The organism is Microbacterium flavescens (genome assembly GCF_018588945.1).
In the GTDB taxonomy this organism is placed as follows: Bacteria; Actinomycetota; Actinomycetes; order Actinomycetales; family Microbacteriaceae; genus Microbacterium; species Microbacterium flavescens.
In genome coordinates this window covers 611,757-629,928 of the sequence record NZ_JAFIWA010000002.1, presented here as the reverse complement: position 1 = coordinate 629,928, position 18,172 = coordinate 611,757, and the positions used below count along the sequence as shown (strand labels likewise).

General features: G+C 71.1%; 18 protein-coding genes. 7 read left to right on the top strand and 11 right to left on the bottom strand.

Annotated features, from left to right (window positions below; all coding sequences use genetic code 11):
* Nucleotides 1-22: 22 nt before the first annotated feature.
* Nucleotides 23-1,534 carry a sensor histidine kinase gene (locus JX005_RS16375; protein WP_214466607.1) on the top strand — a complete coding sequence of 504 codons (1,512 nt, stop codon included), beginning with the start codon at nt 23-25 and terminating at the stop codon, nt 1,532-1,534.
* Entirely contained in the window at nt 1,531-2,187 is a 657-nt protein-coding gene (locus tag JX005_RS06590; protein ID WP_214466606.1) for a response regulator transcription factor, read from the top strand. The genes JX005_RS16375 and JX005_RS06590 overlap by 4 nt, the downstream gene beginning before the upstream one ends.
* Before the next feature lie 79 nt (nt 2,188-2,266).
* Here JX005_RS06590 and JX005_RS06585 read toward each other — a convergent pair whose 3' ends face one another.
* From JX005_RS06585 to JX005_RS06570, 4 genes are all read right to left on the bottom strand, one after another.
* Nucleotides 2,267-3,052 (bottom strand): hypothetical protein, encoded by a 786-nt coding sequence (locus JX005_RS06585; protein ID WP_214466605.1) that lies wholly within the window; start codon nt 3,050-3,052, stop codon nt 2,267-2,269.
* A 207-nt stretch (nt 3,053-3,259) separates the two neighbouring features.
* On the bottom strand, nt 3,260-4,615 hold the full coding sequence (phoH2, locus tag JX005_RS06580) for an RNA 5'-3' helicase PhoH2 (RefSeq protein WP_214466604.1): 1,356 nt from the start codon (nt 4,613-4,615) through the stop codon (nt 3,260-3,262).
* A 203-nt stretch (nt 4,616-4,818) separates the two neighbouring features.
* Nucleotides 4,819-5,940, bottom strand: a complete 1,122-nt coding sequence (locus tag JX005_RS06575) for an aminotransferase class V-fold PLP-dependent enzyme (RefSeq protein ID WP_214466603.1) — start codon at nt 5,938-5,940, stop codon at nt 4,819-4,821.
* A gap of 55 nt (nt 5,941-5,995) precedes the next feature.
* Nucleotides 5,996-6,781, bottom strand: a complete 786-nt coding sequence (locus JX005_RS06570) for an isoprenyl transferase (RefSeq protein WP_214466602.1) — start codon at nt 6,779-6,781, stop codon at nt 5,996-5,998.
* A gap of 75 nt (nt 6,782-6,856) precedes the next feature.
* Between JX005_RS06570 and trhA the strand changes: the two genes are divergently transcribed.
* Nucleotides 6,857-7,600 (top strand): PAQR family membrane homeostasis protein TrhA, encoded by a 744-nt coding sequence (gene trhA / locus JX005_RS06565; protein ID WP_214466601.1) that lies wholly within the window; start codon nt 6,857-6,859, stop codon nt 7,598-7,600.
* 55 nt (nt 7,601-7,655) lie between these two features.
* Here the strand turns inward: trhA and JX005_RS06560 are convergent, their stop codons facing one another.
* Nucleotides 7,656-7,961 carry a hypothetical protein gene (locus JX005_RS06560; RefSeq protein WP_214466600.1) on the bottom strand — a complete coding sequence of 102 codons (306 nt, stop codon included), beginning with the start codon at nt 7,959-7,961 and terminating at the stop codon, nt 7,656-7,658.
* 102 nt (nt 7,962-8,063) lie between these two features.
* On the opposite strand from JX005_RS06560, the gene JX005_RS06555 reads away from it, so the two are divergent.
* Nucleotides 8,064-8,456 carry a DUF4307 domain-containing protein gene (locus JX005_RS06555; protein ID WP_214466599.1) on the top strand — a complete coding sequence of 131 codons (393 nt, stop codon included), beginning with the start codon at nt 8,064-8,066 and terminating at the stop codon, nt 8,454-8,456.
* Nucleotides 8,457-8,544: 88 nt separating this feature from the next.
* Entirely contained in the window at nt 8,545-9,036 is a 492-nt protein-coding gene (greA, locus tag JX005_RS06550) for a transcription elongation factor GreA (RefSeq protein ID WP_214466598.1), read from the top strand.
* Between the two features lie 16 nt (nt 9,037-9,052).
* Here the strand turns inward: greA and ilvA are convergent, their stop codons facing one another.
* Nucleotides 9,053-10,303 carry a threonine ammonia-lyase gene (ilvA, locus tag JX005_RS06545; RefSeq protein ID WP_214466698.1) on the bottom strand — a complete coding sequence of 417 codons (1,251 nt, stop codon included), beginning with the start codon at nt 10,301-10,303 and terminating at the stop codon, nt 9,053-9,055.
* Between the two features lie 2 nt (nt 10,304-10,305).
* Entirely contained in the window at nt 10,306-11,496 is a 1,191-nt protein-coding gene (locus JX005_RS06540; RefSeq protein ID WP_214466597.1) for an AI-2E family transporter, read from the bottom strand.
* Between the two features lie 103 nt (nt 11,497-11,599).
* On the opposite strand from JX005_RS06540, the gene JX005_RS06535 reads away from it, so the two are divergent.
* Together JX005_RS06535 and JX005_RS06530 are read left to right on the top strand one after the other, a co-directional pair.
* Nucleotides 11,600-12,877 carry a winged helix-turn-helix domain-containing protein gene (locus JX005_RS06535; protein WP_214466596.1) on the top strand — a complete coding sequence of 426 codons (1,278 nt, stop codon included), beginning with the start codon at nt 11,600-11,602 and terminating at the stop codon, nt 12,875-12,877.
* A 9-nt stretch (nt 12,878-12,886) separates the two neighbouring features.
* Nucleotides 12,887-13,822, top strand: coding sequence for a hypothetical protein (locus JX005_RS06530; protein WP_214466595.1), 936 nt, complete (start codon nt 12,887-12,889; stop codon nt 13,820-13,822).
* On the opposite strand, the gene JX005_RS06525 is transcribed toward JX005_RS06530, so the two are convergent.
* The 4 genes from JX005_RS06525 to JX005_RS06510 form a co-directional block, all read right to left on the bottom strand.
* Nucleotides 13,823-14,920 (bottom strand): DNA glycosylase AlkZ-like family protein, encoded by a 1,098-nt coding sequence (locus tag JX005_RS06525; RefSeq protein WP_214466594.1) that lies wholly within the window; start codon nt 14,918-14,920, stop codon nt 13,823-13,825.
* A 38-nt stretch (nt 14,921-14,958) separates the two neighbouring features.
* The gene (locus JX005_RS06520) at nt 14,959-15,528 is read right to left on the bottom strand and encodes a LemA family protein (protein WP_214466593.1); all 570 of its coding nucleotides are present in this window, start codon (nt 15,526-15,528) and stop codon (nt 14,959-14,961) included.
* Nucleotides 15,529-15,610: 82 nt separating this feature from the next.
* Entirely contained in the window at nt 15,611-16,924 is a 1,314-nt protein-coding gene (locus tag JX005_RS06515) for a D-arabinono-1,4-lactone oxidase (protein ID WP_214466592.1), read from the bottom strand.
* Nucleotides 16,921-18,150, bottom strand: coding sequence for an alanine racemase (locus JX005_RS06510; RefSeq protein ID WP_214466591.1), 1,230 nt, complete (start codon nt 18,148-18,150; stop codon nt 16,921-16,923). The genes JX005_RS06515 and JX005_RS06510 overlap by 4 nt, the downstream gene beginning before the upstream one ends.
* Nucleotides 18,151-18,172: the final 22 nt, after the last annotated feature.

Sequence of the window (18,172 nt, the reverse complement as noted above, 5' to 3'; positions counted from 1 at the left end):
TCCCGCGGGCGATAATCAGGGGGTGACCCGCTCGACGCCCCGGCCGATCCCGGCCCGCGTGAGGATCCTCGCTGCGATCCTCGCCGTGGCCTGCGTCGGCCTGGCCATCGTCGGCAGTGTCACCTTCCTGGTTCAGCGCGAGCGCGTGGTCCACGAGGTGGGCGAGCGGCTGGAGATGCAGGTCAAGAGTCTCCAGACCGTCGCCGACCCCGTCGAGAACGCGGCGGAGCCCGAAACCGGCGAGGCCACGGCGACGCAAGCCATCGACCTCCAGGACTTCAAGACGGTCGAGGACTTCCTCTACGCGGCCGTGTCGCAACTCGTACCCGGACGGAACGAGGCGTCCGTCGCCATCCTCGACGGTGCCCCGCGCTTCAAGCCGGCAACGCTGTCCGGCTTCGACATCTCGCGCGATCAGGAGCTGATCGATCGGGCTGTCGCGGATACGGCGGACGGCGAGACCACGGTCGGGACCGCGGCGACCGACGAGGGGTCTCTTCGCTACATCGCGATCCCCGTGCAGATGGAGGGCGACTCACGCAAGGGCGTCTACGTCCGCGCCGTCGACATCGGCGCCGAGCTCGAACCCGTGACCGCGGCCATGGCGACCTACATCATCGCCGCGCTCGTCGTGCTCGCGGCCATCGGCGTCGTCGGCTGGTTCGTCACCGGCCGCCTGCTCTCCCCGATCCGCCTGATGCGCGAGACGGCCGACGCCATCACGATCGCCGACCTGTCGCCGCGCCTGTCGACGCAGGGCAACGACGACATCTCCGACCTGTCGCGGACCGTCAACTCGATGCTCGACCGCATCGAGGGCTCCGTCGACGTGCAGCGCCAGCTGCTGGACGACGTCCGCCACGAGCTGAAGACCCCGATCACGATCGTGCGGGGGCACCTCGAGCTGATGAACCCCGGCGACGCCGGCGACGCCGCGTCCGCGCGCGAGATCGGCATCGCCGAGCTCGACCGCCTCGCCCGGCTCGTCGAGGACATCGACCAGCTCGCCGCCGCGGAGGGCGATTCGTACGTCATGCGCGACGTCGACCTCTCGGCCCTCACCGCGCGCGTCGGAGAGCTCGTGGCCGTCATCCCGCAGCACGCGTGGACCGTCGAGGCGCACGCGCAGGGGGTCGTGCGCGGCGACCACGACCGCCTCCTGCAGGCGTGGCTCCAGCTCGCCGACAACGCCGCCAAGTACACGCCTGCCGGCACGCCGATCGAGATCGGCAGCTCGCTCGACGCTGCCGGCGCCCGGCTGTGGGTCCGCGACCACGGACCCGGCATCCCGCCGGCTTCCCGCAGCCGCATCTTCCGCCGCTTCGACCGCGCCCACGGCAAGCGGAGCGTCGGCGGCTCGGGGCTCGGCCTCGCGATCGTCGATGCGATCACGAAGGGCCACGGGGGCTCGTGCGCCGTCACCGACACACCGGGCGGCGGCGCCACCTTCACCATCCACCTCCCGCCCACCGCCGCCGCCCTGCCGGCACCGGTGAGGGCGGGCGACGTTCTGCAGCGGGAGACATCGGCATGACACGGATCCTCATCGTCGAGGACGAGCCCCGCATCGCCTCGTTCGTCAGCCGCGGCCTCGAGGCCGCGGGCTACCAGACCATCCTCGTCGAGGACGGGGCCGAAGCCCTCACCGTGGCCCTCCGCGGCGACGCCGACCTCGTGCTGCTCGACGTCGGTCTGCCGACGATGGACGGCTTCGAGGTGCTGCGCGAGCTGCGGGCCCGCGGGTCGGTCGTGCCGGTGATCATGCTCACGGCGCGCTCCAGCACGCGAGACACCGTCGAGGGGCTGGATGCCGGAGCCAACGACTACGTGCCCAAGCCGTTCACCTTCGAAGAGCTGCTCGCGCGGGTCCGCTCGCGCCTGCGAGAGACCACTCCCCAGGTCGGGGTGGCGGTCTCGCACGGCGATGTCGTGCTCGACATCCTGGCGCGCCGCGCGACGGTCGGCGGACGCGACGTCGACCTGTCGGCGCGCGAATTCGCCCTCGCCGAGCAGTTCCTGCGCAACCCCGGACGCGTGCTCAGCCGCGAGCTGCTGCTGAGCCGCGTGTGGGGACTCGACTTCGACCCGGGCTCCAACGTCGTCGATGTGTACGTGCGCTACCTGCGCGGCAAGCTCGGCCCCGACCACATCATCACCGTGCGCGGCGCCGGCTACCGCTGGGAGTGACCCGCACCCGCGAAGAAGCCCCCGGCGTTGGGGGACGCCGGGGGCTGGGAAGGGCCGGACTGGGGGATCCGGCCATCTATCAATCGCGTCGGTCTGGGGAGTCGCGCGATCGATCCTTCTTCGCGCCGAGCCCGGGCTTCGTTGACCGGTGGTCGGCGTTCGCTCCCGCGTGCGCGGGGCGCTCTTTCGAGGACTGGGCCGCGTTCGGCCGGTCCTTCGAGTCGTGTGGGTTCCCGTGCGGGGCGGTGGCCCGGCGCTCGGTGTCGTCGCGATCCGAGTTGTCGCGCCCGGAGTCGTCGCGGCCGGAATCGTCGCGGCCGGAGTCGTCGCGGACGGCGCCGCCACCGACCAGCCCCTGGCTGTCTCGGTCGTCGTCGTCGCTCTGCCCGCGCCACTGGGACAGCGGGCCGCGCGCCTTCTCGAGCCGGTCGATCCATTCCTCGATGCGCTCCTCCGACCATCCGCGGCGCTCGGCCCACATGCGGGCGGCGTCCCAGGATCCGGAGGCTTCGGCTTCGGCGATCGCCTCATCCTTGGACGGTGCCGTCGTCGGACCGGCGGACGGCTGGACCGAAGGCGAGGACGGCGACGGCCCGACCTTGTCGGGTTCTGCGGGCTGGACGACCTTCGGCGCGGGCGCGGGGACCACCTCGGCGATCGGCGCGCTGGGCGTGGGGTCGGTCGTGGGCTTCGGCGCCGCAGCGCGCTCGGGGGCGTCGTCGACCGTCGCTTCGGGTTCGCCGGGCGCTGCCGGCACCACCACGGGCGCCGCCTCGATCGACGTGCCTGCGGCATCGGCGAGCGCCGCGCTGTTCGTGAGCGCCACCACGCAGATCACCGCAACGCTCGCAGCGACGGCAGACATGCCGCCGACAGCCAGACGCGTACGACTCTCCACGCTTCGCCTTCCCATCCCCAGTGCGACGAGTGCACCACTACCCATGGTGGCAGACCGTCGAGTGCCGCAACGGCATGGGGAATGAGACTCTTCTCATTCTTGGAAAGCGATTGTCCGGCGCCTGCGGACGCGCGGGAGGGGCCGGGATGCGGCATCCCGGCCCCTTCCGGACGATCAGGCGAGCTCGCCCGCCTCCAGCAGGTCGGTGACGAGAGCGGCGATGGCCGACCGCTCCGACCGGGCCAGCGTGACGTGCCCGAACAGGCCGTGTCCCTTCAGGGTCTCGATGACCGAGGCGACGCCGTCGTGGCGGCCGACGCGCAGGTTGTCGCGCTGCCCGACGTCGTGGGTCAGCACGACGCGGGAGTTCTGGCCTATGCGGCTGAGCACCGTGAGCAGCACGTTGCGCTCGAGCGACTGCGCCTCGTCGACGATCACGAACGCGTCGTGCAGCGAGCGACCGCGGATGTGGGTCAGCGGCATCACCTCGAGCAGTCCCCTCTCGACGACCTCTTCGAGCACGTTCGTCGAGACGACGGAGCCGAGGGTGTCGAAGACCGCCTGGCCCCAGGGGTTCATCTTCTCCTGCTGATCGCCCGGCAGGTAGCCGAGCTCCTGCCCGCCGACGGCGAACAGCGGCCGGAAGACGATGATCTTGCGCTGCTGCTGGCGTTCGAGCACCGCCTCGAGCCCCGCGCAGAGGGCGAGCGCCGACTTGCCGGTGCCGGCGCGACCGCCGAGCGAGACAATCCCCACGTCGGGATCGGTCAGCAGGTCGATGGCGATGCGCTGCTCGGCGGAGCGGCCGTGCAGGCCGAAGACCTCGCGGTCGCCGCGCACGAGCTTGTACGAGCCCTCGGAGGTGACGCGGCCGAGTGCCGAGCCGCGCTCGGAGTGGATGATGAGGCCGGTGTTGACGGGAAGTCCGCGGACCTCGTCGCTCGAGGCCACCTCGCTCTCGTAGAGGTCGCTGATGTCGTCGCCCGAGACGTCGATCGTCGCGATGCCGGTCCAGCCGGAGTCGACCGCCTGCTCGGCGAGGTACTCCTCGGCGATGACGCCGAGCGAAGCGGCTTTCACGCGCATCGGGAGGTCCTTCGAGACCACGGTGACCTCCTGCCCGTCGGACGCGAGATGCATCGCGACGGCGAGGATGCGGCTGTCGTTGTCGCCGAGGCGCATGCCCGACGGAAGGACGCCGGCGTCGGTGTTGTTGAGCTCCACGCGCAGCGTGCCGCCTTCGCCGACCGGGACCGGGAAGTCGAGGCGACCGTGCTCGACGCGCAGCTCGTCGAGGTGCCGGAGCGCCTGGCGCGCGAAGTAGCCGATCTCGGGATCGTGCCGCTTGCCCTCGAGCTCGGTGATCACCACGACGGGGATCACGACGTTGTGCTCGGCGAAACGGAAGAACGCCCGCGGATCGCTCAGCAGCACGGAGGTGTCGAGCACATAGGTGCGGAGATCCTGATCGAGATCCGCGGCCTGCGCGACGTCCTGACGGTACTGCTCGTGTGGTGCTCGTGTGGTCACAACCCACTCCCGCCCCGGGTGGAGAACCCGGCAGTCACGAGTCGACCATGGGTCACGAGTCGTGGTCCGAAAGGCCGACTCGAACGGGCGCCTTGCCCGATGTGATGAACGTACGTCCGCGGTGCGAAGAGAACCGTGCACGACACGCACGCGATCGTGTCGCGCAGGTTAATTTCCGGATGCCGCGGCCGCGGCATCCGCTCTCACCACACCCGCGCCGACGAGAAGGCGGCGAGCGCGTCGCCGAACAGCCGCAGCGTGTCGGCGCCGGTGCCGACGTGCGGAGCGACGCGCACGAGGCCCGAGCGCACGGTGACGGTGAGCCCGTGGTTGGCCAGCGACGCCGCGAGCGGAGCGGCGTCCTGCGGGGCGGGAGCGAGCGTCACGATGCCGCCGCGTCGCTCGGGCTCCCGCGGCGTCACCACGGGCACCTCGTAGCGGTCGGCGAAGAACATGACGTCGCGCGTGCGCTCGGCGAGTTCCGAGTCCACCGTGGCCACGCCGATGTCGGTCAGCTCCTGCAGCGCTGTGGCCAGCCGCGCGGCCGCGAGGGTGTCGATGCCGGTGACGGTGAACGCCTGCGCGGACGCGGAGGGCGGGGGCACGACGTCGAGCGGCAGGCCGCCGTCGACGCCGCCGAAGCCGGAGAGGACCGGCGCGATGCGCTCGAGCGCCCGCTCGCCGAACCACGCGAAGCCCGTGCCGCGGCCGGCGCGCAGCCACTTGTAGCCGTTGGAGCAGACGACGTCTGCAGCGGTGTAGTCCACGTCGACCGCGCCGAAGCCCTGGATCGCGTCGACGATGAGCAGCCGGTCGCCGATGACGTCGCGCAGCGCCGGCAGGTCGGCGCGGTAGCCGGTGCGGAAGTCGACCAGGCTGACCGCGAGCGCACGCGTGCCGTCGGTGAGCGACGCGCGAACGAGATCGGGGGTGATGAACCCGTCGACGGGTTCGAGCCATTGGACCTCGATCGAGCCGAGGGATGCCTCTGCCCGCGACGCGGCGACGGTCAGGCTCGGGAACTCCCCCCGGCCGACCATGAGTCCGCCGGCGAGCCCGTAGATCGCCTGCATGAGGCCGTACGTCGTCGAAGGCTGCAGCACGACCTGCGAGGCATCCGTCCCGATGAGTCCGGCCACGAGCTCGCGCGCCTCGCGTGCGTGGTCATTGACCAGCTCGATGCTGGTGCGGCGTCCCGAGCCGAGGAGCTCGGTGTCGGCCTGCGCTTCGGCGCGCACGACCGGTGAGAGCGGTCCGAACGCAGCCCAGTCGAGATACCCCGGTTCCCCATCGAACGACGCCAGATATGAATCCAGATCCGTCACTGACACATCATGGCATGGCGCGCCCGGGCGCGGGGGTGCGGGCGGAGCGCGCGGATCAGCTCCCGTAGCGGCGGTCGCGGCTGGAGAAGTCGCGGATGGCGCGCAGGAAGTCGACCTCGCGCAGGTCGGGGCCGAGCGCCTCGACGAAGTAGAACTCGGAGTGCGCGGACTGCCACAGCAGGAAGTCGCTCAGCCGCTGCTCCCCCGAGGTGCGGATCACGAGATCGGGATCGGGCTGTCCGCCCGTGTAGAGGTGCTCGCCGATCTGCTCGGGCGTGAGGCTCGCGGCGAGCTCCTCGAGGGATCCGCCCTCCTCGTCGTGCTGCGCGATGATGCTGCGCACCGCGTCGACGATCTCGCCACGGCCGCCGTAGCCGACGGCCAGGTTCACGTGGAGGCCGGTGTGGTCCTTGGTGCGCTCCTCGGCGTCGGCGAGGACGCGCGCGAGCTCGGGCGGCAGCAGCTCGGAGCGGCCGACCGCCTGCACCCGCCAGTCGGGCTCGAGCGACAGTTCGTGGGCGAGCTCGGCGATGATCTCGATGAGGTCGGAGAGCTCGCGCGAATCGCGCTTGCGGAGGTTGTCGGTCGACAGCAGGTACAGCGACACGACCTTCACCCCGACGTCGTCGCACCACCCCAGGAACTCGTGCATCTTGGCCGCGCCGGCCCGGTGGCCGTGGGCGGCGGAGTCGAAGCCGAGCTGCTTCGCCCACCGCCGGTTGCCGTCGATCATCATCGCGACGTGACGCGGCACTGCGGCGGGCTCGAGCCGACGGCGGAGGCGGTTGATGTAGAGACGGTAGAGGGGCCCCCTGCCCTCGTTCGACCCTGTGCGCGCCACAGGCCTACGCTACCGCCCGCCGAGCGCCACGCCCATGTACCGCCCGCGGCATGCCCGGAGGCCTACGCTGGGTGGATGAGCCGTCGCACCCGCCCTTCCCAGGTTCCGGACGTCCCCGTGCTGCCGCTCCTCGACGCCGCGGCGGTCGACGCCGCGACTCCGGAGATCAAGCCGACCTGGCGCGGCTGGCTCCACGCCGCCACCTTCCCTGTCGCCATCGTGGCGGGCATCGTGCTGATCATCGTCGCGGAGGGCGCGGCCGCCAAGTGGTCGTGCGCCGTCTTCATGGCCACGTCGCTGCTCCTCTTCGGGAACTCCGCGCTCTACCACCGCTTCAACTGGGGACCGAAGACCAAGGCCGTGCTCAAGCGCATCGACCACGCGAACATCGTGCTGCTCATCGCCGGCACCTACACTCCGATCGCGGTCCTGGCCCTGCCGCCGCGACAGGGCACGCTGCTGCTGACACTGGTCTGGTCGGGCGCCCTGGTGGGGATCCTCTTCCGGGTCTTCTGGATCCACGCGCCCCGCTGGCTGTACGTCGCGCTCTACCTCGTGCTCGGCTGGGCCGCGGTGATGTACCTCCCCGACCTCCTGCGGGCCAGCGTCGCGATGATGCTGCTCGTCGCGATCGGCGGGCTCCTCTACACCGGAGGCGCCGTCGTCTACGCGATGAAGCGCCCCAACCCGTGGCCGGGCCACTTCGGCTTCCACGAGATCTTCCACCTGTGCACGGTGCTGGCGTTCCTCTGCCACTGGACGGCGTGCCTGATCATCGCGCTCGACCCGCTGTCGCCCTCGCTGGGCCTGCCCGGCTGATCCGCGCGGGCAGGGTCGCGGCATCCCGAACCGCGTGATGGCGGGATGCCGGTGCTCAGCGCTTCGCGCCGCCGGTGGGCTCGTCGGGCGCGATGTCCTCGCCGTCGGTCTCGGTCGCCTCGACGGCGCTGTCGGCCTGACGTTCGGCCTCGAGCTCGTCGAGGAGGTCGGCGCGCACCCGGCCGCGGCGGATGCGGCGGATCATGTCCCACACCAGCAGGATCGTCAGGACCGCCACGAACGCGGTGATCACGAAGCCCCACGCGCCCGGCGTCACCTGGTCGGGGTCGATCATCGACGGCGCGGGAGTCGGGGTCGCGGTCGCCGCCGCGAGCGCGAGTGCGGCGAGTGCGTCGTGCATGGGGAGTCCTCGTTCTGCCCGGATCGGGCCGTGCGGGTGGCCACGGCGGCGCTCGGAAGCGCATAGCCTGGAACCCCAGCCTAATCTTCCCGACGGACGGCGATGACGACCCAGCAGATGCTCGACGAGCGGTACGGACGCACGCGCTCACCCGCCCGCCGGTGGATCATCGGCGTCGCGATCGCGGTCGCCGCAGCGGTCGTCGCCCTGTTCGGCTGGTTCACCGTCTCCGGGTCGCTCGACGCCGTCGACGTCGACACGACCGGGTTCGAGGTCGTCGACGAGCACTCCGTGACGGTCAGCTTCCAGGTCACCGCTCCCCCGGGGCGCTCCGTCGCGTGTGCGGTCGAGGCGCAGGACCGCGAGCACGGCGTCGTGGGGTGGCGCGTGGTGGAGATCGCTGCCGGCGAGAGCCACGCCCAGTCTCTGCGAGAGCTCATTCCCACCACGGCTGAGGCCACCACAGGTTTTGTCAACTCCTGCTGGGTGACGTAGTCTGGGCCGACTGCAGTCGATACGCGCCCTGGCCGAGAGCCGGGGCGTTTGACATATCGACCGTCGCCCCACACCGAAGGAGCAAGACGTGTCCAGCGATGCCCCCGTGACCTTCCTCACTCAGGATGCCTACGACCGCCTCGCCGCCGAGCTCGAGCACCTCTCGACCACCGGCCGGGAGGAGATCGCGAAGCGCATCGAAGCCGCTCGCGAGGAGGGCGACCTCAAGGAGAACGGCGGCTACCACGCGGCGAAGGACGAGCAGGGCAAGCAGGAGGCGCGCATCCGCACGCTCCAGCACCTGCTGAAGACCGCCACCGTGTCCGAGGCCCCCGAGTCGACGGGCGTCGTCGAGCCCGGCACCGTCATCACGGCGATCGTCGCGGGTGGCGAAGAGGTGTTCCTGCTCGGCAACCGCGAGATCGCGGCCGGCTCCGAGCTCGACGTCTACAGCGAGGCCTCCCCCCTGGGTGAGGCGATCCTCGGCCGCAAGGAGGGCGAGAAGACGTCGTACACCGCGCCCAACGGCCGCGAGATCTCCGTCGAGATCGTCAAGGTCGAGACGTACACCGGGCAGTGACCGCGCGGCCCCGCGTCTAATTGGGCATGACGGTCGGCGCGTAGCCGGCCTGCTCGAGCACCGAGATGACGTGCGCGCGGTGCTCCTCGCCGCGCGTCTCGACGCTGAGCTGCAGGATCACCTCGCTGATCTGCAGGCCCTGTCCGTGGCGGGTGTGCAGCACCTCGATGACGTTGGCTCCGGCTTGCGCGAGGAGCTCCGACACCCGCGCGAGCTGACCGGGGCGGTCGGGCAGAGGGATCTGCAGCGTCATGTACCTACCGGACGCCGACAACCCGTGCGCGACGACCCGCTGCAGCAGCAGGGGGTCGATGTTGCCGCCCGACAGCACGCTGATGACGGGTCCGGCGGCCTGCACCTTGCCTGCGAGGATCGCAGCGACGCCGACCGCGCCGGCCGGCTCGACGACCTGCTTGGCCCGCTCCAGCAGCACGAGGAGCGCGCGCGCGATGTCGTCCTCCGACACCGTCACGACGTCGTCGACGAGGTCGCGGATGATGGAGAACGGCAGGTCGCCCGGCCGGGCGACCGCGATCCCGTCGGCGATGGTGGGCCGCGTGGAGACCTCGATCGGATGCCCCGCCGCGAGCGACCCTGGATAGGCCGCCGAGTTCTCGGCCTGGACGCCGATCACGCGCACGGTGCGGCCCTCGGCCGCGGCACGCGCCTTGACCGCCGCCGCCACGCCGGCGATGAGCCCGCCGCCGCCGATGCCGAGGACGATCGTGTCGACCTCGGGAAGATCGTCCATGAGCTCGAGCCCGAGCGTTCCCTGACCGGCGATCACATCCGGGTGGTCGAACGGGTGGATGAACACGGCGCCGGTGCGCTCGGCGAACTCCGCGGCCAGGCGCAGGGGCGTCTCGACCGTCGCGCCCTCGAGCACGACATCCGCTCCGTATCCGCGCGTGGCGAGGAGCTTGGGGACCGGAACGCCGAGCGGCATGAAGATCGTCGCGGGAATGCCGAGCGACTTCGCCGCGAGCGCGACGCCCTGCGCGTGGTTGCCGGCCGACGCGGCCACCACGCCGCGCGCTCGCTCCTGCTCGGTCAGCCGCGAGAGCCGGTAGGTCGCGCCGCGGATCTTGAACGACCCCGTGCGCTGGAGGTTCTCGAGCTTCAGATGCACCGGGACGCCCATGAGATCGGAGAGGTGCAGCGACTCGTCGAGCGGGGTGTGCGTGATCACCCCGTCGAGGGTGGCCGCGGCATCCGCAACGTCGGCGAGGGTGGGCGCGGCCAGATGGCGCGCCGAGGGCGAGGTCATGCTCACGTAGGTCTCCTGCTCGGGCGCGGGACGGTGCTCCAGATGAGATCGCCCGTCGGTCTGACGCCGGTCTCCCACGATCGCTGCCCGAGGTAGACGGCCACGACGTTGACGAACGCCGCGAGCGGCACCGCGAACAGGGCACCGGGGATGCCCGCGATCATGGCTCCGCCGGCGACGACGAGGACGACCGCGAGCGGGTGAACCTTGACCGCTGATCCCATGACGAGCGGCTGGAGCACATGCCCCTCGAGCTGCTGCACGCCGAGGACCACGATGAGCATCCACAGGGCGATCCAGGGACCGTTGTACACGAGGGCGAGGAAGACGGCGACGGCGCCCGTGACGACAGCACCGACGATCGGCACGAACGCGCCGAGGAAGACGAGGACGGCGATCGGGATCGCCAGCGGGACGCCGAGGAGGAACGCGCCGAGGCCGATGCCGATGGCGTCGATCGTGGCGACGAGCAGCTGGGTGCGCGCGTAGTTGACGACCGTCACCCAGCCGGCGCGTCCGGCTCCGTCGGCGGCGGGCCGGGCCTTGCGCGGGAAGAGGCGCAGCGTCCAACGCCAGATGCCCGCGCCGTCGGCGAGCAGGCACAGGAGGATGAAGAACGCGAGGATGCCGCCGGCGAGGACGTGGCCGACGGTGCTGCCGATGGCGAGCGCGCCCGACCACACGAGCTCGGCCTGCTCCTGCAGCACAGTCCAGCCTTGGGCGAGCAGGTTGTCGATCTCCGCCTCGCTGAGGTGGAGGGGGCCCTGGATCAGGTAGTCGCGGAAGCTGTCCATGGCCTCGACGGTGCTGGCCTGCACTTCCGACCACTGGCGGGTGATCTGCCACGCCACGAGCCACAGCAGGCCGCCCACGATGGCGACGGTGCCGACGACGGAGACGACGATCGCGAGCCAGCGAGGGACGCGGTGACGCAGCATCCAGGTGAAGACCGGCCACAGCAGTGCTGTGACGAGGATCGCGACCAGGAGCGGGATCACCAGCAGCTTGAGCTGGATGACGAGCCACACGGCGACGCCGATGGCCGCCGCGACGACCAGGAAGCGCCACGAGTAGGCCGTCGCAATGCGCAGACCGCGCGGGATCGTGCCCGAGAGCTCGGTCGAGACGACCCTGCTCCGATCGCGGAACGCGTCGAACAGCGAGCCGCGAGGCTTGTCGTCGGAGCCGCTCATTCCGCCAGTCTAGGCGCGTCGCATGCCGCGCGAGTCATGCGCCCGCACACCCCGAACGCTCCTGCCGCCCTGGGTGTCGGGGCCGGTGGCTAGGCTTTCGCGGGTGAAGTCCACGCTCAGCGCAGCCGAGGCACGCCGCATCGCCCTCGCGGCGCAGGGCTTCGCCCGACCGCGTCCGGCCGCGCCCGGCACCCGCCAGCTCAATCTGGCGCTGGCGCGCATGGCGACGCTGCAGATCGATTCGGTGAACGTCTTCGCGCGGTCGCACTACATGCCCCTCTTCTCGCGCGTCGGGCCCTATGACCCGGCGGCGCTCGACCGCCTGCTGTTCACCCGGCGCCCGCCCTACGTCGAGTACTGGGCGCACGTCGCGGCGTTCATCCCGGCATCCGACTGGTCGCTGTTCGGCTTCCGCATGGAGGCCCTGCGCGCCAAGTACGGCACCCAGCCCGACGGGTGGTTCCAGAGCCACGCCAAGATCGTGGACTGGGTGAGAGCCGAGCTGGCCGATCGCGGCCCCCTGCGCCCCGCACAGATCGAGCGCGACGCCCCGAAGGGCGCGCGCGGGCAGTGGTGGGACTGGGACGAGGTGAAGAATGCGCTGGAGTACCTTTGGATGTTCGGCGAGGTGGCGATCGCCGGCCGTCGCGGCTTCGAACGGCGCTACGGGCTGGCCTCCGACGTCATCCCCGCCGAGGCGCTGGCACCTCCGGTCCCGCGCGACGACGCGATCCGCGAGCTCGTCCGACGCGCGGCGCGCGCGTACGGGGTGGCGACGGCCGCCGATCTGGCGGACTACTGGCGGATCGCCGATCGCCGCGCGGTCCTGGCGGCCGTTCAGGACCTGACCGATGCGGGCGAGCTGCTGCCGGTGACGGTCCAGGGGTGGACCACCGCCGGCCGTCCGTCGCCGGCGTGGGTCCACCGCGACGCGTCACTCCCCCGCCGCGTCGATGCCACGGCGCTCCTGACGCCCTTCGACCCGGTCGTCTGGTTCCGCGACCGCGCCGAGCGGCTCTTCGACTTCGAGTACCGCATCGAGATCTACACGCCGGCGCCGAAGCGCCGGTACGGCTATTACTCGCTGCCCGTTCTGGTCGGCGACGACATCGTCGGCCGCGTCGACCTCAAAGCCGATCGCGCCGCCTCGACCCTGCTCGTGCAGTCGGCCTGGTGGGAGCACGGCAGGCCGGCGGATGCCGCGGCCCGCCTCGCCGACGAGCTCCGGGCAGCCGCGCGCTGGCAGTCGCTCGAGCGCATCTCGGTCTCGCGATGGGGGAACGCGGTGGATGATCTCGCCGCGGCGCTCCCCGAGGCCGCGCGTCACGAGGCCGGACGCCCTGAGCCGGTCGCGCTCGCAGCCGACGAGCCCGCGGGCTAGCGTGGAGAGGTGAAACGCGGAGCGGTCGTCGGGATCGTCGCAGCGACGGCCGCAGTCGTACTGACGGTGGGTGGCGTCTGGTGGTTCACCAGCCGCCCTCCGTCCGCCGGGGCCGCTGCGGAGGCGTACCTCCGGGCTCTGGAGGCGGGCGACTTCGGGGCGATCGACGCCCTCCGCGAGGCCGACCTCGGCGACGACGCCGAGGTGACCCTGGAGGAAGCCTTCGCCGGGGCGACGTCGTACATCGAGGACGCGGAGCTGGTCGACGTGCGCGTCGGCGAAGACGGCGTGGCGTCGGTGGAGGCGGAGGCGCTGCTCGGGGGCGAAGCGCGCACGGTGAGCTTCGCACTTCAGGACTCAGGAACCGGCTGGCGGCTCACCGGCGACTACCTCGGCGTTCTCCGCGCTGAGACTGCGCTCGGAGCCGGTGCAGGAGGCGACGCCGTATGGGTGGGCGATGCGCTCGCTCCCGCAGCGACCGATCTGCCGCTCCTGCCCGCGGAATACGAGGTGCAGGCGGCACCCCGCGGGATCCTCGCGGGTTCGCAGACGGTCGCGGTGAGCACCGACGAGCCGGCCGCCGTCATCATCGACGCCGTGCTGTCGCCCGCGGCGACCAAGCTCGCGCAGGAGCGGATCGACGCGTACGCCGATGGCTGCGCCCGCCCCGCGGCCGCGGTGCGCGACAACTGCGGCCTGCGCGTTCCGTGGGCCGCAGACCTGGCCACGCTCGACGGCATCGCCTTCCGCGTCGACGAGCATCCGGTCGTCGCCCTTCACGACGACGGCAGCGCCTTCGACGCGACCGGTGGAGTGATCGTCGCGACCGCCACGGGCACGACCCACAGCGGCGAGCAGGCGAGCTTCACCTACCGGGCCGACGACTGGGCGCTGCGCGGCTCGATCCGCTTCACCGGCGACGACATGATCCTCGCCGTCCGCTGATCACGCGTCCGGCAGCCCCTGCACGTCGAGGCCGAGCCAGTGCGCGAGATCATGGATCTCGCGATGAACGGCATCGGTCGTCTCGGGGTCGAACGGAGAGTCCTCATGCACCGCGAAGACGCGCAGCACTCCTGCTCTGCGGTCGGCCTTGGCATCGAGCTTGCCCACGAACCGGTCGCCGTGAAGGATCGGCAACGCGAAATAGCCCCAGCGTCGCTTTGCGGCGGGCTTGTACATCTCGAGCAGGTACTCGTAGCCGAAGATCTCCTCGAGGCGCTTACGGTCGAACACGAGCCGATCGAACGGCGACAGCAATGCGGTGCGCGGCCGGAAGTCGTCGACCGTCGCGAGGGCGTCGGGATCGATGCGCCACCTTCCCGCCGTGTCGTCGATCGTCGCCTCCTCGCCCACCTCGCCGACGTCGACGGGCTCGATGGGCTGGGCGAGACTCTTCGCGCGTGCGACGCCGTACGACGTCAGCCTGCGCTCGGCGCGCTCCTGCGCCGCCGCCTCGGCCGACAGGACCGGCTGGTCCTGCGGATACACCCGCTCGGCGAGATCGAACAGGCGACCGCCGGAGTCACGCGACGAGATCGCGACGTCACCGCGGAGAACCAGCATCTCGAGGAGCTGGAGCGTGTTGCGGTTGTTCGTCCAGCCCGACGAGCGCCATGACACCTGCGCCGTGTCGGGGATGTCGACCGGACGCAGCGGACCCTTTGCCCGCAGCTTCGCCATGACCTCGCGACGGAACACGTCGTTCGCCTGAAGCCACTCCCTCGCCTCGCGCGAGTGAGGGCGTGTCGCCATCTCGGGTCGCAGGAGCGGCAGGTCGGCCATCGTGCGGTAGAAGCCGCCCCACTCGAAGACGGCGCGATCCTCCTCGACGAGCCGCACGAGGTCGGCCGGCTGGTACGGCCAGCCGAGCCGCGACCACAGGATGAGGTCGGCGCTCGGAGCGATCGCCGCGGTGGGCTCGATGTTCACCACCGTCAGTGCGTCGATGGTCTCGACGATTCCCGCCGGCCGGTCGGCCGACAGCAGCTGGGCGCTCACGGCGACGCGCCGAGCCTGCTCGCGCGTCAGGCGGTGGGTCATGGGGAGACGCTAGCGCGGGCGTGCGACGCCGCGCCGCGTCAGAATTGAACGCGCGGGGGCTCCGAGATGGCAGCGCCGTCGACCACCTCGAAGAACTCGCGCTCGTGGAAGCCGAGGTTGCGGGCGAAGAGGTTGTTCGGGAACACCTTGATCTTGGTGTTCAGCTCGCGCACGCCGCCGTTGTAGAACCGGCGGGAGGCCTGGATCTTGTCTTCGGTGTCGACGATCGACTGCTGGAGGTGCAGGAAGTTCTGGCTCGCCTGCAGCTGCGGGTAGGCCTCGGCCACGGCGAACAGCGACTTGAGCGCCTGCTGCATGTGTCCTTCTGCCAGGCCTGCCTCGGCAGGGCCGCCGGCCGAAAGCGTCTCAGCCCGCGCACGCGTGACGTTCTCGAAGACAGCCTTCTCGTGCGCCGCGTAGCCCTTCACCGCCTCGATGAGGTTCGGCAGCAGGTCGGCACGGCGCTTGAGCTGGACAGTGATGTCGCTCCACGCCTCATCGACGCGCACGTTCAGCTGAACGAGCGAGTTGTACGTGGCCCACAGGTAGATCCCGACGATCGCGGCAAGAGCCACAACGATCAGGACCGGGATCAGCCATTCCCACATAGCCGGATACTCCGTTCGAGGTTTCCCTCATCCTAGCCACGGCCACCCCCGCCACACTGCCGGGCCGGTGGACTCTCAGGCGTTACTCACCGAGCACGCGCCGCAGGTACGGGTTGGCGAACAGCCGCTCCGGGTCGAGCCGATCGCGGAGCGCTACGAAGTCGTCGAACCGCGGGTACCGGTCACGCAGGATCGAGGCATCCAGCGTGTGCATCTTGCCCCAGTGCGGACGCCCGCCGAAGCCGAGCATGATCTGCTCCACCGCCTCGAAGTACTCCGTCGGGTCCTCCCGCCAGTAGCGGTGGACGGCGATGTAGGCCGAGGCCCGGCCGTGCGCGGTCGACATCCACCGATCGTCGGCCGCCGCGAAGCGCACCTCCACAGGGAAGGAGATGCGCCAGCCCCGCTCGTCGATGAGCGCACGCAGCGCGTCGAACGCCGGACGCACGTTCTCGACGGGGAGCGCGTACTCCATCTCGCGGAAGCGGACGGACCGTGAGGTCGCGAACACGCGGGACGAGGCATCCGTGAACTCGCGATCCCCCCAGAGCTTCACCGAGAGGCGATTGATCGGCGGGATCGTCGCGGGAACCGCCCGCGCGACGCTGCACGCCACCTGGTGCAGCCCGCTGCCGACCACCGTGTCGTCGACCCACTTGCCCACGATCGGCAGCGGATGGCGCGGGGCGCTCTCGGGCAGACGCGTATTGGTCTTCGTCATCGCGCGATCGGTGTGCGGGAACCAGTAGAACTCGAAGTGGTCGGTCTCGGCGACCCGCGCGTCGAGGTCGTTCAGCACCACTCCGAGGTCTTCCGGCTGCTCGACCGCGTGAAGCACGAACGCCGGGACGCACTGCACCGTGACGTCGACCAGGATGCCCAGCGCGCCGAGGCCCAGCGCGACGGCCGGCACGAGTTCGGCGTTCTCGGCCTCGCTCACGGTGAGCATCTCGCCGGATGCCGTCACGAGCGTCGCGCCGACGACCTGCGCCGCGATGCCGCCGAAGCGGGCGCCGGTGCCGTGCGTTCCGGTCGAGATCGCGCCGGAGATCGACTGCCGGTCGATGTCGCCGAGGTTCTCCATCGCGAGTCCGTACGGCGCGAGAAGCGCCGGGATCTGATGCAGGCGCGTGCCGGCGCGCAGCGTGATACGCGACCGCTCCACATCGGCGGAGACGAGGCCGGTGAGGTCGGTGAGGTCGAGCAGTGCACCGGGTGCGACCGCGATGCCCGTGAAGCTGTGACCCGCGCCGACGGCCTTCACGGGGATCTTCTGCGCGGACGCGGCCATAACGGCGCGCCGCACCGCCTCCGCGGTGCGGGGGAACTCGACGCGGCGCGGCCGCACCGACTCGGAGCGCCCCCAGTTCTGCCACTTTCCACCCGGGCGCGTCACAGGAAGGCCTTCCCCTTGCCCCGGTAGGTGGGCACCTCGCCGACGAGCTGCTCTCCGTCGACGACGTGATACCGGTCGACACGCTCGGCCAGCTCTCCGCTCTTGGAGTGGCGGAACCAGACGCGGTCGCCGACGCGCAGATCGCGCGCCGCTTCGCCCTTGAGCGGGGTCTGGACCTCCCCGGCCCCCTCGCGTGGCATCGTCCGCAGACCCTCGGGCCACACCGGGAGCGGCTGCCGTGACGCGACCGGCGGGCCCGACGCGATCCATCCGCCCCCGAGCACCGTCGCGACGTCGGGCGCCGGCTTGCGGACGACCTCGAGCGCGAAGGCGGCAGCGGGTGCGAGGTCGAACGACCGGTAGCCGTCGAAGAGGTGGCCGGCCAGCAGTCCGCTGCCCGCGGTGAGCTCGGTGACGGACTGATCGGATGCCGTGAACTCGAGGGAGCCGGTGCCGCCGCCGTTGACGAACTCGAGCGGCGCGATGTCGCGCAGCGCCGCCACGATCTCGGAGCGGCGCTCGAGCAGCTCGCGGGACGACCGGCGCTGCATCCACCGGATCATGCCGTCGCCCGAGCCGGTGTCGTCGCCCTGACCGGCGATCTGCGCCTCGTACATCATGAGGCCGACGAGTCGGAATCCCGGGCGGGCGGCGATGCCTCGGCCGAGCGCGGCGACCTCGCCGGGCTCGTGCACGGGAGAACGGAAGACGCCGATGTGGCCGAGGCCAGGTGCACGCCACGAGGCGTCGGCGTCGATGGCCACGCGGATCTCCGGTCGGGCGCCTGGTGCCGCCACGGCGTCGACGAGGTCGAGCTGGGCGAGGTCGTCGACCATGAGGGTGATTCGTCGCGCCGCCCGCTCGTTCGCCGCGAGCGCCGCGATGGCCGCGCGGTCGGCGGTCGGATACCCCACGACGATGTCATCGTGCGTCTCGGCCAGCCAGAGCGCCTCCGGCAGGGTGAAGGCGAGGATGCCCTGATAGCCCGCCATCGCCAGGGTCGCATCGATCGCCTCGCGCACGCGCACGGACTTGCTCGCCACGCGGATCGGCACCCCGCCGGCGCGCACGACCATGTCGAGGGCGTTGTAGCGCAGGGCGGGAAGGCTCAGGGTGGCGACCGGACCCGAGATGTCGCGGACGGCGTGCGTCAGACCGCCCCAGAACGATGCCGGGTTCTTCCACGGCTCGGTCGCGATGGGCGATGACAGCAGATCGAGGCTCATACGGCCCGCTTCGGGTGCGCGC